Genomic DNA, 14,659 nt, shown 5'->3' on the forward strand with positions numbered 1-14,659 from the left:
AACCCGTTGGTTATTGCTAAAAAATATTATCTAACTCTTTCATGAGGAATACAAGAATGATTGAAAATTTAGCATTGCTATCATTTAGCAATGGTGGATGGGGAGCAGTTATACTTTCCAGTGCAGGAATGACTTTGTCATTGGCATTATGTTGTGGACTTCTAGGATTTCCTCTAGGGCTTCTCAATGCAGTGATGATTCGATCCAATATTAAGATGGCCAAAGCTATGGCACGCCTTTTTTCAACGATATTTCGTGGGCTGCCAGAGCTTTTAACTTTGTTTTTAGTTTACTACGGATTACAAAGCCTTATTCAAAATTTATTTGACTATTTTAGTTTTGAAATCATGTTCAGTATCAATGCTTTTGTTGCTGGTGTTCTTGCCCTTAGTATGGTTCTTGCAGCTTTTTCTTGTGAAGTTTGGCTTGGAGCATTTAATATTTTTGATAAAGGTCAATATGAAGCAGCTAAAGCTTTAGGACTTTCACGGTCAACCACATTTTTTCGTATTGTCTTCCCTCAGCTCATCCGAAATGCCTTGCCAGGACTTTCTAATAATTGGCTTACTTTACTGAAAGATACATCCCTTGTTTCTACCATCGCGCTTGTTGACCTCATGCGACAAACGAATCTAGCTGTCGCTGCTACCAATAAACCCATGCTATTTTATTTTGTAGCATGCTTACTCTATTTGTTATTTTCAGCGGTTTTTACTGCAATCTTACGCCATTTGGAAACATACACTCAAATAGGCTATAAAAAGGTGCTAAGTCAATGATTCCTGAGTGGCTTTATTTTCTTTTTAATCCTGATCTTTTAAGTCATTATGGACCCAAATTTATTAATGGCTTTATTGTTACTGTTGAACTTGTTTCTATTTCTTGTTCTCTAGGCCTTTTTCTTGGTATGATTATCGCTTTTGCACGTCTATCAGAGAATACATTTTTACAATATTTTGCAAATGCTTATGTCTATTTTTTCCGTGGCTCTCCTTTATTAGCTCAACTCTTTCTTTTTTATTATGGGCTTGGTTCAATGAACAGTTTTTGGCAACAAGTGGGGCTATGGTGGTTTTTTCAAAACGCGTGGTATTGTTGTCTTTTTATTTTTACACTCAATTCTGCTGCCTATCAATCTGAGATCTTTAAAGGAAGTTTTCTATCCGTAACAACTGGACAACGCGAAGCATCAAAAGCTTTAGGTTTAAGCAACTCTGTCACATTTTTTAGAGTTATTCTTCCACAAGCAATGATTGTAGCATTACGCCCCCTAGGAAATGAGTTGATTTTAATGATTAAATCCAGTGCTGTTGCCTCACTTATTACTGTTTATGATTTAATGGGGGTTGCTAAACTCGCTTATTCACGGACTTTCGATTTTCAAGTTTACGTTTGGGCTGCTCTTATCTATCTCTTTATCGTTGAACTCATTCATCGTTTTATTGTTTTTATCGAGCAGCGCCTCACTCGATATTTACGGTAAATAAAATGATCATAAAAAACTTTACCAAACCAAAATGTTGAATTAATCAAGTTCTTCATCAATGAAAGAATAAAATAAGATGAATTTGAAAAATAATAAATCGATCTCTCCCAGTAAAAACCCTGTGATCTCTATCCAAAATCTAAATAAATGGTATGGAAACTTTCAGGTCCTACATGATATCAACTTTAATGTTCAAGCTGGTGAACATATCGTTATTTGTGGACCATCCGGATCAGGAAAATCAACGTTAATTCGTTGTATTAATCAATTAGAACAAGCACAAAAAGGTTCAATCTGTATCCATAACGTTGATATCCATACTGCACCTATACAACAGCAAAAAAATGTTCTTCGTAAGATAGGAATGGTCTTTCAGAACTTTAATTTATTTCCCCACATGAGCGTTATACAAAATTGTATTTTAGCACCTATGACCGTTCAAGGGCTTTCCAAACAACAAGCACAAGAACGGGCAATTCGTTACTTAACGCATGTTGGTATTGAAAAACACTGTGAAAAATATCCTTTACAACTTTCTGGTGGGCAACAACAACGTGTTGCGATTGCCCGTGCACTTTGTATGGAACCCGAAGTCATGCTTTTTGATGAACCAACCTCTGCTCTTGATCCAGAAAGTGTGGGAGAAGTTTTGGAAGTGATGGCTCGATTAGCCGATACAGGGATCACAATGCTTTGTGTTACCCATGAAATGGGCTTCGCACGTAAAGTCTCAGAAAGAATACTCTTTCTAGAAAATGGAAAAATTGTTGAAGATGCAGCCTCTGAAGAATTTTTTACCAATCCTAAAAGCCAACGTGCTTGTAATTTTCTTGCTAAAATTAAATATTAATCATTAAAATATTGCTTTATTTATACAATTTTATTCCTGCTTTTTAAAAGAGTGATAATTGTTTGTGCGCCAACAACCCCCGATGGTACTTCAGTTTTCATTTTCTGTTCTACCATCTCAAAGGAATCAAGTTGTGCCTGTCGCAATAAAGGATTAGCCAAAAGTTGTTCTACCTGTCTTGCTAACATGCCAGGACGGATTAATTCATTCAAATATTCCGAAACAATAGGCTTATCAGCAATAATATTTGGAAGAGCAGCACTCCATAACATCATTTTAGGAAAAATAAATAATTTAGAAAAGAAATCAAGTTTATAGCAAAGAACCATAGGAACTTTTGCTAAGGCTAATTCAAGTGAAACAGTTCCATGTGCAGCAAGAGCAACATTTGCTTGTGCAAAAGCACGCCATTTTTCATCTTCACCAACTACAATTTCTATCTTGCTTTTCCAGCCCTGCACAAAGTCCCGGATTCTATCTACCAAATGAGGTAAGGTTGGTAAAATAATACGTAAATGAGGAATACGTTGTACAAGAATCTCTACTGTTTCTCGAAAAATAGGCATTAAGGAACGAATTTCTGAATTGCGTGATCCTGGCAAAATAACTAATGTAGGCGATAATGTTTGTGTATCGATCAAATTTCTTTGTTCTAATTGGCTTTTTTTTCTGACTGAACTCTCAAAAGGGGAGGATATGTCAAAAGACGATGTCCAACATAAGTCGTGGCAGGGCCTCCCAAATCTTGCATAATCTTTTCTTCAAAAGGAAAAACCGCTAAAACATGATCAACAAATCCACACATAGCTTTTGCACGCTCTGGCCTCCATGCCCAAACGGTTGGTGCAATATATTTAATGATAGGAATAGAAGGCGCTAAAGCACGTACCTTTTTTGCAATACGATGCGTGAAATCAGGACTATCAATAATAATTAAACAATCAGGTTGTTCTTGTGCAATAAATTTGGATAAATTGCGAATATGTAGCAACAACAATGGTAGTTTTTTCAACACCTCCTTTAAACCTATTAAAGCAATATCATGGGAATCAAAAAAGCTTTTTAAGCCTAATGCCTTTAAATGGCTCCCCCCAACACCAATCAAATGAATATTGCATCCTATCTGTTGTGATAAACAAGAAATTAGATCGGCCCCAAGTAAATCACCAGATTCCTCACCTGAAACCACTGCAATCTTTAAGAAACAATTATTCATGACCAAACTTTTCAAATGTCTCTATAAATAAAGAATATTTGTTGGCTTTTTCTATTGTTGTTTTCACTGATAATATTAGACTTCTATTTGCCTCCACCGCAACACCAGATAAACCACTCTTTGCAATATTCATTATTGTCGCGGGCCCAATTGATGGCAAATCAACGCGATTATCCTGTTGTGGTTTTGCGCATTTTACAAGAATGCCACCTTTAAGGGGAATTTGCCCTCTTTCTCGCATTTCACAAATACGCCACAACATATTATCAGTTCCCTCAGCGCCCTCTAGAGCAACCACCCTTCCTTGGACAACGACAACGGCTTGCCCGATATCTAATTGACCTAAAAGCTTTGCTGCTTCTACTGCTAAAAAAATATCTTTTTTCTCTTTTGGAGTAGCGCGCCGTACTGTTAAATTAAATTCTATGGGAGCTAAAAGATCTGGGACTATTTCGTGAGCACCAATAACACAAAAACCGTGTGCTTCAATAACCTGTATAAAAGCTTTTAATAACGCATCATCTCCCCTCTTCAAAGCTCCGATTAACTTAGGAAGAGCTAAAAATGTTGTCCAGTCCAGTCGCAATTGTTTAAGAAGTGGACGCTTTTTCACACCACCTGCCAAAACAACATTATATACACCAGCCTCTTTTAAAATTTTAACGAGTCGTGCTAACTCTACAATTGATAGCTCGCAATGCTCATAGCGATAAAGAACAGAATCTGCCTCACCATGCAAAAGTACAAGAAAAGGATTTTCTCCATTCTTCTCAAGAGTCTGCGCAACAGTAATCGGTAGAACACCATTTCCTGCTATAATAGCAGTACGGCCGGAAAGAAAACTTCTGGCTCCCCAAATAGGCATTTTTAATCCTTATGTTCTTTTATTCTAACACCTTCAAATTTTGGTGTGCAATAAAAACGCTTTCCTTCTTCTTTAATAAAATTAACAACTTCAGAAACAGACTGAGAAGAAGAATAGAAAGAAGCAACATCACTGACACGCTCTTTAAATGGTTTGCTATGATCAAAAAGCATAGCAACCGCATGACGGAGTGCATGAATATCTTGACGCTCAAGTCCTGCACGCTTCATGCCAATAATATTGAGTCCAGCAAGTTTTGCCTGCACACCAACAGCTGTTCCATAAGGTATCAGATCACCAACCAGTGCAGATACGCCGCCGATAAATGCATGATGTCCAACACGAACAAATTGATGAACAGCAGCACCACCACCAATAATCACATAATCACCAATAGTAACATGACCAGCAATCATTGCGTTATTGGCAAATGTTACATGATTGCCTACATAACAATCGTGAGCGATATGCGCATAACAAAAAAATTGGCAATTATCACCAACAACTGTCATTCCTACACTCGAATCGGACCCCCTATGCATTGTTACACCTTCACGAATCGTACAATTCTTACCAATAAAAAGAGTTGTAGCCCCTCCTTTATGTTTATTATTTTGCGGATCTGCCCCCAAAACGGCATGAGAAAATACTTTACTCTTGGCTCCTAACGTTGTCTTTCCCATTATTACAACATGACTTGTCAAACTACATTCATCACCAATAACAGCCTCTGAACTAATATGGCAAAATGGTCCAACGCGTACATTCTCACCAAGCTGCGCTCCCTTCTCCACAAGAGCAGTTGGATGGATTTTCGTACCGGACATTTTTAAATCCCCATCAAATATCGTTTATTCTTTTTCAACAATCATCGCAGCAATTTCTGCTTCAGCGACGCGGACATCTTCTACTTTTGCAACACATGAAAAACGTCTCATACCAGATCTTTTTTTCAAAAGCTGAACATGAATCTTGAGCTGATCACCAGGCATAACCGGCTTACGAAATTTCGCATTATCAACCGTCATAAGGTAAACTAAATTTGTTTGCTTATTGCCTAAATTTAAAAGTGCTATTGCTCCTGCCGTTTGTGCCATAGCTTCTAAAATCAAAACTCCAGGCATAACAGGCTTTGAGGGAAAATGTCCCATAAAATGTGGCTCGTTAATCGTTATATTTTTAATACCAATCGCTTCTTGTTCACCATCAATATCAACGATACGATCAATTAATAAAAATGGATAACGGTGCGGTAATATTGATAATAGTTTTTCAATATCGACAGCCTCTAAGTTTTTAGTTTTTTCACTGCTGATCATATCAGCGTTTCTCCTTTTTAACTTTTCCCATACTGCGCAATGCCGCTACTTCACGAAACCATTGTTTAAATGGTCGCGCTGGACTACCTCCCCATTTTTCGCCATCCGGAATGTCATTCATAACACCACTACGAGCAGCAATCTGAACAGATTTACCTATTATGATGTGATCCGCTACTCCCACACTTCCGCCAAGCTGAGACATATCCCCTATAGATGTACTTCCCGCAATGCCACATTGAGCGGCAATAAGACAATAGCGTCCAATTTTGACATTGTGGGCAATTTGTACAAGATTATCAATCTTGCTTCCTTCACCAATAACAGTATCTTGAAATGTTCCACGATCAATTGTCGTGTTCGCACCAACTTCTACACCATCCTCAATAATAACGCGACCAAGCTGTGGAATTTTCTCGATTCCAGAAACGCCCCCAACATAACCAAAACCATCTTGCCCAATGCAAACACCAGGATAAAGCTGAACCTTATCACCTATTATAGAACACTGAACTGTTACCTTAGGAGCAATATAGCAGTCACATCCAATACGGCAATTTTCACCGATAACAGCTGTGGATGAAATAAGAGTTCCTGCACCAATCTCAACATTTTTACCAATAACAGCTCCCGCTTCAATACACACATCATGTGCCAACTTAGCCGTTGGATGAATATGCGCATGCGATGAAATCCCCTTCTGCCCCAACCAAGGCATTGGCTTGACAGAATCTGGAAACAAAATACGACCAATCTGAGCAAAGTCACGCTGTGGTGTGGATGTCACCAAAATTGCCATAGTTTCGGGAACTTTAAAAACAATCTCATTCGTACACAAAACAGCAACAGCAGAACTGTCCAGTAAAGCATCAGAAAACTTCCGATGCTCTACAAAAACAAGCGAACCTTCCACAGCACTCTCAAGTGAAGAAAGAGTATTGATAACTTTATGAGAAAACTCTGGATTAAGAAGCTTTGCACCCGTCAACTCAGCAGCATTTGCAACTGTCAATCGTCGGGACGGCGTAAAAAAAAATGTATCCGCCATCAAAACACTTTCTCTCCCAGCTTAAGCTATTCTCTTCAAGTTTTTCCTTCTTAAAATCGCTCAAATCAGAACTTCGTAGAAATACCAAAGTTCAATTGTTGCAAACGATCACCTTCCTGCTTCGTTATTGGCCAAGCATAATCAAAACGCAAAGGACCAAACGGAGAATCCCACATCAAACTCACACCTGCAGATGAACGCCAAGCACTTTTGGTATTGGTAACAGACGGTTCACCCTTAAAAACGGCTTTATAATTATTGCCATAAAGCGTGGCAATATCCGCAAATAAAGCACCGCGCAACCCAAATCCTTCAGGCACGACAGGGATAGGGAACTGTACTTCAGCAGTCGCATTCATATATGTCGTTCCCCCCAAGAAATAAACCTCACCCTTACTGGAAACCTGACGCGGACCTATTCCATTATATTTGAACCCTCGAATCATATCAGAATTTACTTTAAACATATCGAAAATACGAACACCATCTCGGCCCATTCCGTGGATATAACCACCCCCAAAGGAAAGCAAACCAACGATATCCTTCTGGTCAGAAAGAGTCTTGTACATCATCGCCTTACCCGTGGTCTTCAAGAACTTTGCACTCCCACCAAGCCCTGCATATTCCTGAAGCAGATGCACGTACCACCCATCATGGGGGGATCTCATATCATCAATCGTATTATAGGTGAAACCATAACTAATTGATGAACGTTTCCAAGGGCTGTGTTTTGCAGCTTGAACAATCGCACCAGAATATTTCCCATATAATTCTATTATATCACTCTCTTTGTCAAAATCATACTCTCCGCCAAAATCATATTCTTCCTGCACATAAGAATAAGCTACATTAGCAGATAATTGATTATTAATAGGTAACGAAAACCGCAGCGATCCACCTGTCTGCCGTACATCATAGGCTTTATCAGCACGATAAGTACTACGAAAAACATCAACACCAGCAGATAAACGATACCCTAAGAAATAAGGATCAACAAATGATAAATTATAATTACGAGATTTTTCTTGCCCCGCACCTAATCCTAAACGAACATATTGACCACGTCCCCCAAGATTACGTTCAGTAACAGAAACTTCAAGTGACATACCAGGACTTGTTCCCCCTGTTGTATACCCTCCAGAAAGAGAAAGATCTCCTGTTGAAGCTTCAACGACATCTATTACCAAAACAACTTGGTCAGATTGATCTGTAGGAACCATTGAAATATTAACGGCTTTGAAGAAACCTAAACTTTCTAGACGACGTTTTGCCCGCTGTAATAAAGTTTGATTGTAAGCATCTCCTTCGTTTAAATCAATCTCACGGCGAATGACGTAATCACGCGTTTTCTCATTGCCACGTATATCAATACGTTGAATATAAGCACGTGTACCCCGTTCAATATTATATAAAATTGAAATTGTATGATTTGCTAAATTACGATTTCCCCGCGGTTCAACTTTAGCAAAAGCATATCCCGAATCAGCAACTTTGTTATTAATAGTTGCAACAGACTGTTCAATATCTTCTGCACTATAAACATTACCTGGCTGGGTTTTAAGCATCCTTTTCACAGATTGAACGTCAATTCCATCAACATCACTTTCAACCTGAATATCGCTAATTTTATAGAGCGCACCCTCATCAAGAACGAAAGAAATTTTATACGTATTGCTTGCTGCATCAAAAGTTGCTTTAGAAGAGACTACACGAAAATCTGCATAACCACGGTTATAATAAAAGCGACGTAAAGCTTCTTCATCAACAGCGAGGCGCTCTTCACTGTAAACATCACCTCCCAACAACTTCGAAAAAATTCCTGAAGTTTTTGTTGAAATCACATCACGCAAACGACGACTTCCAAAGACATTATTTCCCTTAAAAGTGATATCACCAATCTTTGTTTTTTTCCCTTCAACGACATTAAATACCACATTAACCCGCCCTTTTCCAAGGTTAATCGTTTGAACGTTAACAGTGATATTATTACGACCAAGAGTTTTATAAGCCTCACGAATTGTATTTATATCAGCAGAAAGCTTAGCAGAATTAAAAGGCTCATTCGGTTTTAAAGAAATAAACCGCTTAAGATCTGGGTCTTTAAAAGATTTATTTCCTTGAAACAATATTTGATTGACAACCTCATATTCTTTTACGAATACAACCAATTTATCACCCACCGGATTTATTTTAACATCATAAAATAAACCCAATTCGAAAAGGTTCTTCACAGCACTATCAACATCACCACTGGAAACACCTTGCCCAACCTTAATCCCCATATTGTCTCGAATCGCCTGAGAACTTACAAACTTATTCCCACGAACCTCAATAGAGCGGACTACAGACGCTTGTATTTCTCCGACCGCAGCAATTGACATAAAAACCGTTGCTGGGGCAAACATCCCCATCTTTAACACCAATACAGATGCTGCATTTAAAAACTTTGAATTCGTAGTCATTGGCTTTTTTACCTTACTCTCGTTCCTTGGACATGATGCCTTAAAAGCTAACTGCCATAACAACCTTTTTACAGCGAGACTTTTCATTCCTTAATTACTCATTATAATGTACAACGCCACAACATTTTGTAGACATGGTAAACAACCTTCAATTTGTTTTTGCTATTATTACTTAATTTATAAAGCGTTTTCCATAATTTAATTAGCTAAACCAACAAAAATAATCATTAAAAAAGACAAAGATCATAAAAAGGAGAAGAATGGAAAAACCTAAACGAAAAACGATTCCCTGAATTTTAGCAGATATTTTCCTCCCAGTAATGACCTCAATGACATGCAATAAAAGATGCCCACCGTCAAGCGGTAGAATCGGAAAAAGGTTAATAAGCCCAACACTTATTGAAAGAAAAGCTGCCAAATTCAACAAAGAGATAAAACCTGTCTCGCTCACTTTCCAAGCAATTTTAACGGTTTTAGAAGGTCCACTTAGCCGACAACGATCCTCTTTGCCTCCTATTAAACGACTCATAAAAAGAACGGTTTGAGTGGCGATAAACACAGTACGGTCTGACGCTTTTCTTACAGCTGTTACAAAACCATAGCGAATATGTTTTATATAAGTTGGATCTAAACGTGCAGGATTATTTAAATCAACAGGAACACCTACACCTATCATAGCACTTCGTGTTCGATTACCAAATCCATCATCTCGCTCAACGACTTTCGGGGTAATCATCGTTGTAAAGACTCGCCCCATGCGTTCTATTTTAAACTCTATGGGTTCTCTTCCGTGAAAAGCTACATAATTCATCAAATCTTCAAAGCTTTCAACCCGTCGTCCATCCATTTCAACAAAACGATCACCTAATTCCAAACCGGATTGAAGAGCAGGGCTATCTTTTACCAAAGAACCAACAACGGGCTCAATGGCTACACGACCATAGATAAAGAAAAAAAATGTTAGAATAACAACAGTAAAAAGGGCATTGAAGAAAGGACCGGCAAAAACAGTTGCTGCTTTTTTCCAAGCATGCGCACTAGCAAATGAACCATCGACAATCAGAGATGATTGGGATGATTCCGTATCGATTTTTTCCTCATCCCCAACAAATTTTACATAACCTCCTAAGGGGATAAGTGCTAAACGCCACTTCGTGCCATGCTTATCTGTATAACTCGCTATTTCTGGTCCAAATCCAAGCGAAAAAATTAACGCCTTAATACCACACCACCGACCAATGAGATAGTGCCCAAATTCGTGCACAAAAATGATAATCATAATGATGAAAAGAATACTCAAACTTCTTAAAAGAAAATCACCCATAGTGACGATATGATTTAAAAGTTCCAAACTATCTTCTCCCAATTAGATCATACTAAAAAGATTAAAAGGCGCATCCATATCAGACATAAATGAACCAATTAAATAAAGAAGAAAAGCTGCCCCTACCAATCCATCTATACGATCCATAAAACCACCATGTCCAGGCAATAAAGAACTAGAATCTTTAACAGAAAACCGTCTTTTGAGCCATGATTGCCCTAAATCACTCAATTGTGAAACAATTGACAAAACAAGTGTAAGGAGTGGCACAAAAAAACTGGCTAAATTTATATCAAAAAATCCAAAAGCAACCCATATACCACCGAAAACTCCGACAAATGTACCACCAAGTGCTCCTGACCATGTTTTATTAGGAGAAAATTGTGGTGCTAATTTAGGGCCCCCTAATGCACGTCCGATAAAATAACCACCGATATCTGTTCCCCACACTATCGTAAATAAGAAAATAACAACTTGGAACCCCAACATTTCATGATCCCGTAGAAAGCATAAAGCAACAACAGGAAAAGATGCATATAAAAAACCACAAAAAACCCAACCACTCTTTTTTATAGATATAATAGCTAACACTGTAGCTAAAACGATTAAAACACAAAAAATCAATGAAGCAGATACACTCAATACTAAAAAAAAGCCAAAGATTAAATAAAAGATACTTGCTAATATTTTTTGTAAAATACACCATTTCTCTTTAGTAATACTCATCCACTCATAAAGAACAAAACCGCCAATACACCATACAAATAAAAAAAAGAAGTTTCCTCCCAACCATGTTAGATACAACGCAATAATGCCAAAAACAAAAGCTGTCAGAATACGATAAACCAAATTAGACAAAACAACATCCAAACAATAAAAATAGAAAATACAAGCTCTAAAATTAACGCAAGAAAAACTCCCCTACGCAGTATTTTTATCTCATACCTGTATAATTTCTCTTATAATTTATCATAAATAATTCAGTCTACTAAGATAGCGCTTATGAAACTAATAATCAATGAAAACAGCTTCAAAAATCTCCGTCAAAATTATAAAATATTTTTTTAATATTTTCTCAATATAAAATGAAAAAGCAGTTACCTCTGCCCCATACAAATTAACTAATATAGGTTTCGTATAAAAACACTTTTCTATCAACTATTCGTCATTAAAAAATGAATTACGCCACATAACATCTGCTTGATCAATTATACTCACATGTTTTATAATGAGAAATAAGAGAAAGGTTAGACTTGTTTTTTTGCATTATATTCTTTCCTCAACCTTCATCTTAGAATATTTGAATAATTTCTAATAATGCTTTCATTATGCATTTTAACAAAGACGTGCTCAACTAAAAACCCGCACCATGCTGTTAAATAGTGTCTCCCAGCAAAGGGCATGATTTATCACGCAGACTAAAAAATTAAAACATCTGCCCTTTCAAATCAGTCTCTCCCATATCAAAATGATAGAACACCTTCCTGCATCACACCTTGCTACCACAGAGCACACCACTCCCCACAATTATCCCTAGAAACAATTTACAGGCTGGGAGTAAATATCCTTTTTCTAGTGACAAAATCGTCTTAAACGTGCATAATTTCAGATTCTTTTACGGCTAAAATTTTATCAATATCAGCAATAGTTTCATCCGTGAGTTTTTGAACTTTTTCAGACAAACTATGGGCTTCATCTTGTCCAATTTCACCATTTTTTTCTAACTTTTTCAAATTGTCCAGACCATCCCGACGAACATGACGTGTAGCAACACGCGCTTGCTCTGCATAGTGATGCGCAATTTTTACAAGTTCTTTACGGCGCTCTTCATTCAATTCAGGCAAAGGAATACGTAGATTCGTACCATCAGTTATGGGATTTAAACCAAGACCAGAATCGCGAATAGCGCGCTCTACAGCTCCGACCATCGTTTTATCCCATACAGAAACAGAAAGCATCCGAGGTTCGGGAACAGAAATATTAGCAACCTGATTTATATGCACAACAGAACCATAAGATTCAACGGTCAACGGTTCTAATAAACTGGCCGATGCACGTCCAGTCCGCAAACCACCTAATTCATGTTTAAAAGCCGTAATGGCACCATCCATGCGACGTTTCAGATCATCCATAATTGATGTAACATTCATATTTCTGTCTCCTTCAATTGTCCTTTGAAGCTTACCCTTATTCCGATACTATTGTAAAGCGTCCTGTTCCATTCAAGACCTTAGCCAAACCGCCTTTTTCATGAATGGAATACACAATAATCGGTACATTGTTCTCACGTGCTAAAGTGACCGCCGTTGAATCCATAACAGATAATCCCCATTGCAAAACTTCAACATGTGTTAATTGGTCAAAACGCTTAGCCGTAGGGTCTATTTTTGGATCTGCTGAATAAATACCATCAACTTGTGTTCCTTTAAGAAGGACATCCGCACCAATTTCTGCTGCACGTAAAGTAGCAGCAGAATCAGTGGTAAAAAATGGATTTCCTGTACCACCTGCAAAAATAACAACTTTTCCCTGATTCATATAAGCTATTGCTTTACGTTGCGAGAAGCTTTCACAAATTTGTGGCATAGCAATCGCAGAGAGTACAACAGTTTCAACCCCTAATTTTGTCAAAGATGTTCGCAATGCTAAAGAGTTAATAGCAGTTGCAAGCATTCCCATATGATCACCTGTCACTCGGTCCCCACCATGCGAAGCAACAGCAACGCCACGAAAAATATTTCCCCCACCGATAACAACCGCAACTTCTATCCCCATTGTGCGCACTTCTGCAATATCAGCGGCAATACGGTCTACAACAGAAACATCAATGCCAAAATTCTGCCCTCCCATAAGAGCTTCACCAGAAGCCTTTAAAAGAATACGTTTATACGGAAGTGCTAATGCCATTCATAATCTCCCCAAAAGCACATTTATTTTCGCTTTTGACACCACGAAGGGCACCACTTTTTTCACGTGACGCCCTCTCAACAATTATATTGTTCCCCTCAGAGATTCTACAACCAACGATATGACTTTAAATCTCTGTTCAAGAGTTTGCAATAACTAGCCTTTTACAGCAGCAGCAACCTCTGCAGCAAAATCAGACTCCTCTTTTTCCACACCTTCACCTAATGCAAAACGAATAAAGCCTGTAATTTTTGCTGGAGCACCAATTGATTTCTCAGCATCCTTTAAAGCGGCCTCAACAGTTATATCAGGATTCATAACAAAAGCTTGAGAAAGCAAAACAACCTCTTCAAAAAACTTACGCATACGTCCTTCTACCATTTTTTCAATGATATTTTCAGGTTTTCCAGACTGACGTGCTTGATCTGAAAAAATTTCTTTTTCTCGCTCAACAGCAGCAGCATCAACATCTTGTGCTGTAAGTGCTAATGGATTGGTTGCCGCAATATGCATCGCGACCTGCCGACCAAAAGCAAGAGCAGCCTCTTTATTTCCTGTTGTTTCAATCGCAACCAAAACACCAAGTTTTCCAAGCCCATCAGCCACACTATTGTGTATATAAGTCGCAACAACACCATTCTCAACAGACAATTTAGCGGAACGACGAAATGTCATATTTTCGCCAATTGTACCAATTGCATCTTTAATCGTAAGCTCTACAGTCTTCTCAGAACCTGGATAAAGAGAAACAGAAACAGATTCAACATCCCCTAGCGTATCTAAGGCAGCAGTTGCTACTTTACGCACGATGTCTTGGAATCCATCATTGCGCGCAACAAAATCTGTTTCAGAATTAATCTCAACCAAAACTGCATGTGAATCTTTTGATACGACTCCGATTAATCCCTCAGCTGCTGTACGACCAGCCTTTTTATCTGCTTTAGCTATTCCTTTTTTACGAAGCCAATCAACAGCAGCTTCCATATCACCATTGGTCTCTGCTAGGGCGGCTTTACAGTCCATCATACCAGCGCCAGATAGTTCTCGAAGTTCTTTTACTTGTGCAGCAGTAATGCTCATATTTGCCTCTTTATTTTATAACAGTGAAAGCGTGCAAAATCCCTCTGCACGCCTATAACTTCTTCTTTAGACAATAAAAGTACCTTAATTAGGCATTTTATA

At 38.1% G+C, this 14,659-nt stretch carries 13 protein-coding genes and 1 pseudogene; 3 read left to right on the plus strand and 11 right to left on the minus strand.

Features of this window, described 5'->3' with window-relative positions; genetic code table 11:
• The first annotated feature begins 56 nt into the window (after positions 1–56).
• From ACFIK4_RS07970 to ACFIK4_RS07980, 3 genes are all read left to right on the plus strand, one after another.
• Positions 57–779 carry an ABC transporter permease gene (locus tag ACFIK4_RS07970; RefSeq protein ID WP_375612133.1) on the plus strand — a complete coding sequence of 241 codons (723 nt, stop codon included), beginning with the start codon at positions 57–59 and terminating at the stop codon, positions 777–779.
• Positions 776–1,483: an ABC transporter permease gene (locus ACFIK4_RS07975; RefSeq protein ID WP_375612132.1), complete on the plus strand. Its 708-nt coding sequence runs from the start codon at positions 776–778 to the stop codon at positions 1,481–1,483. Before ACFIK4_RS07970 ends, ACFIK4_RS07975 begins: the two co-directional genes overlap by 4 nt.
• Before the next feature lie 79 nt (positions 1,484–1,562).
• On the plus strand, positions 1,563–2,336 hold the full coding sequence (locus ACFIK4_RS07980; RefSeq protein ID WP_375612131.1) for an amino acid ABC transporter ATP-binding protein: 774 nt from the start codon (positions 1,563–1,565) through the stop codon (positions 2,334–2,336).
• A gap of 20 nt (positions 2,337–2,356) precedes the next feature.
• Here ACFIK4_RS07980 and lpxB read toward each other — a convergent pair.
• From lpxB to tsf, 11 genes and pseudogenes are all read right to left on the minus strand, one after another.
• Positions 2,357–3,552, minus strand: a pseudogene (gene lpxB, locus ACFIK4_RS07985) (lipid-A-disaccharide synthase).
• Complete coding sequence (locus ACFIK4_RS07990; RefSeq protein ID WP_375675708.1) at positions 3,545–4,417, minus strand: LpxI family protein; 873 nt, start codon at positions 4,415–4,417, stop codon at positions 3,545–3,547. Before ACFIK4_RS07990 ends, lpxB begins: the two are co-directional and overlap by 8 nt.
• A 2-nt stretch (positions 4,418–4,419) precedes the next feature.
• The gene (lpxA, locus tag ACFIK4_RS07995; RefSeq protein ID WP_375609506.1) at positions 4,420–5,244 is read right to left on the minus strand and encodes an acyl-ACP--UDP-N-acetylglucosamine O-acyltransferase; all 825 of its coding nucleotides are present in this window, start codon (positions 5,242–5,244) and stop codon (positions 4,420–4,422) included.
• 24 nt (positions 5,245–5,268) lie between these two features.
• Entirely contained in the window at positions 5,269–5,736 is a 468-nt protein-coding gene (gene fabZ, locus ACFIK4_RS08000) for a 3-hydroxyacyl-ACP dehydratase FabZ (protein WP_375629629.1), read from the minus strand.
• A gap of 1 nt (position 5,737) precedes the next feature.
• A complete protein-coding gene (gene lpxD / locus ACFIK4_RS08005; protein ID WP_375612127.1) occupies positions 5,738–6,784 on the minus strand; it encodes a UDP-3-O-(3-hydroxymyristoyl)glucosamine N-acyltransferase in 1,047 nt (348 codons plus the stop codon).
• A 65-nt stretch (positions 6,785–6,849) separates the two neighbouring features.
• The gene (bamA, locus tag ACFIK4_RS08010) at positions 6,850–9,246 is read right to left on the minus strand and encodes an outer membrane protein assembly factor BamA (protein WP_375613471.1); all 2,397 of its coding nucleotides are present in this window, start codon (positions 9,244–9,246) and stop codon (positions 6,850–6,852) included.
• A 202-nt stretch (positions 9,247–9,448) separates the two neighbouring features.
• Positions 9,449–10,597, minus strand: coding sequence for an RIP metalloprotease (locus tag ACFIK4_RS08015; RefSeq protein WP_375613470.1), 1,149 nt, complete (start codon positions 10,595–10,597; stop codon positions 9,449–9,451).
• Between the two features lie 15 nt (positions 10,598–10,612).
• Positions 10,613–11,428 carry a phosphatidate cytidylyltransferase gene (locus ACFIK4_RS08020; RefSeq protein ID WP_375613469.1) on the minus strand — a complete coding sequence of 272 codons (816 nt, stop codon included), beginning with the start codon at positions 11,426–11,428 and terminating at the stop codon, positions 10,613–10,615.
• A gap of 731 nt (positions 11,429–12,159) precedes the next feature.
• Positions 12,160–12,720, minus strand: coding sequence for a ribosome recycling factor (frr, locus tag ACFIK4_RS08025; protein WP_273723405.1), 561 nt, complete (start codon positions 12,718–12,720; stop codon positions 12,160–12,162).
• A 37-nt stretch (positions 12,721–12,757) separates the two neighbouring features.
• On the minus strand, positions 12,758–13,477 hold the full coding sequence (gene pyrH, locus ACFIK4_RS08030) for a UMP kinase (RefSeq protein WP_273790666.1): 720 nt from the start codon (positions 13,475–13,477) through the stop codon (positions 12,758–12,760).
• A gap of 156 nt (positions 13,478–13,633) precedes the next feature.
• Positions 13,634–14,557, minus strand: coding sequence for a translation elongation factor Ts (gene tsf / locus ACFIK4_RS08035; protein WP_375612122.1), 924 nt, complete (start codon positions 14,555–14,557; stop codon positions 13,634–13,636).
• Between the last annotated feature and the right edge of the window lie 102 nt (positions 14,558–14,659).

This window comes from Bartonella sp. AP9QHHD, assembly GCF_042195625.1.
Lineage (GTDB): Bacteria > Pseudomonadota > Alphaproteobacteria > Rhizobiales > Rhizobiaceae > Bartonella.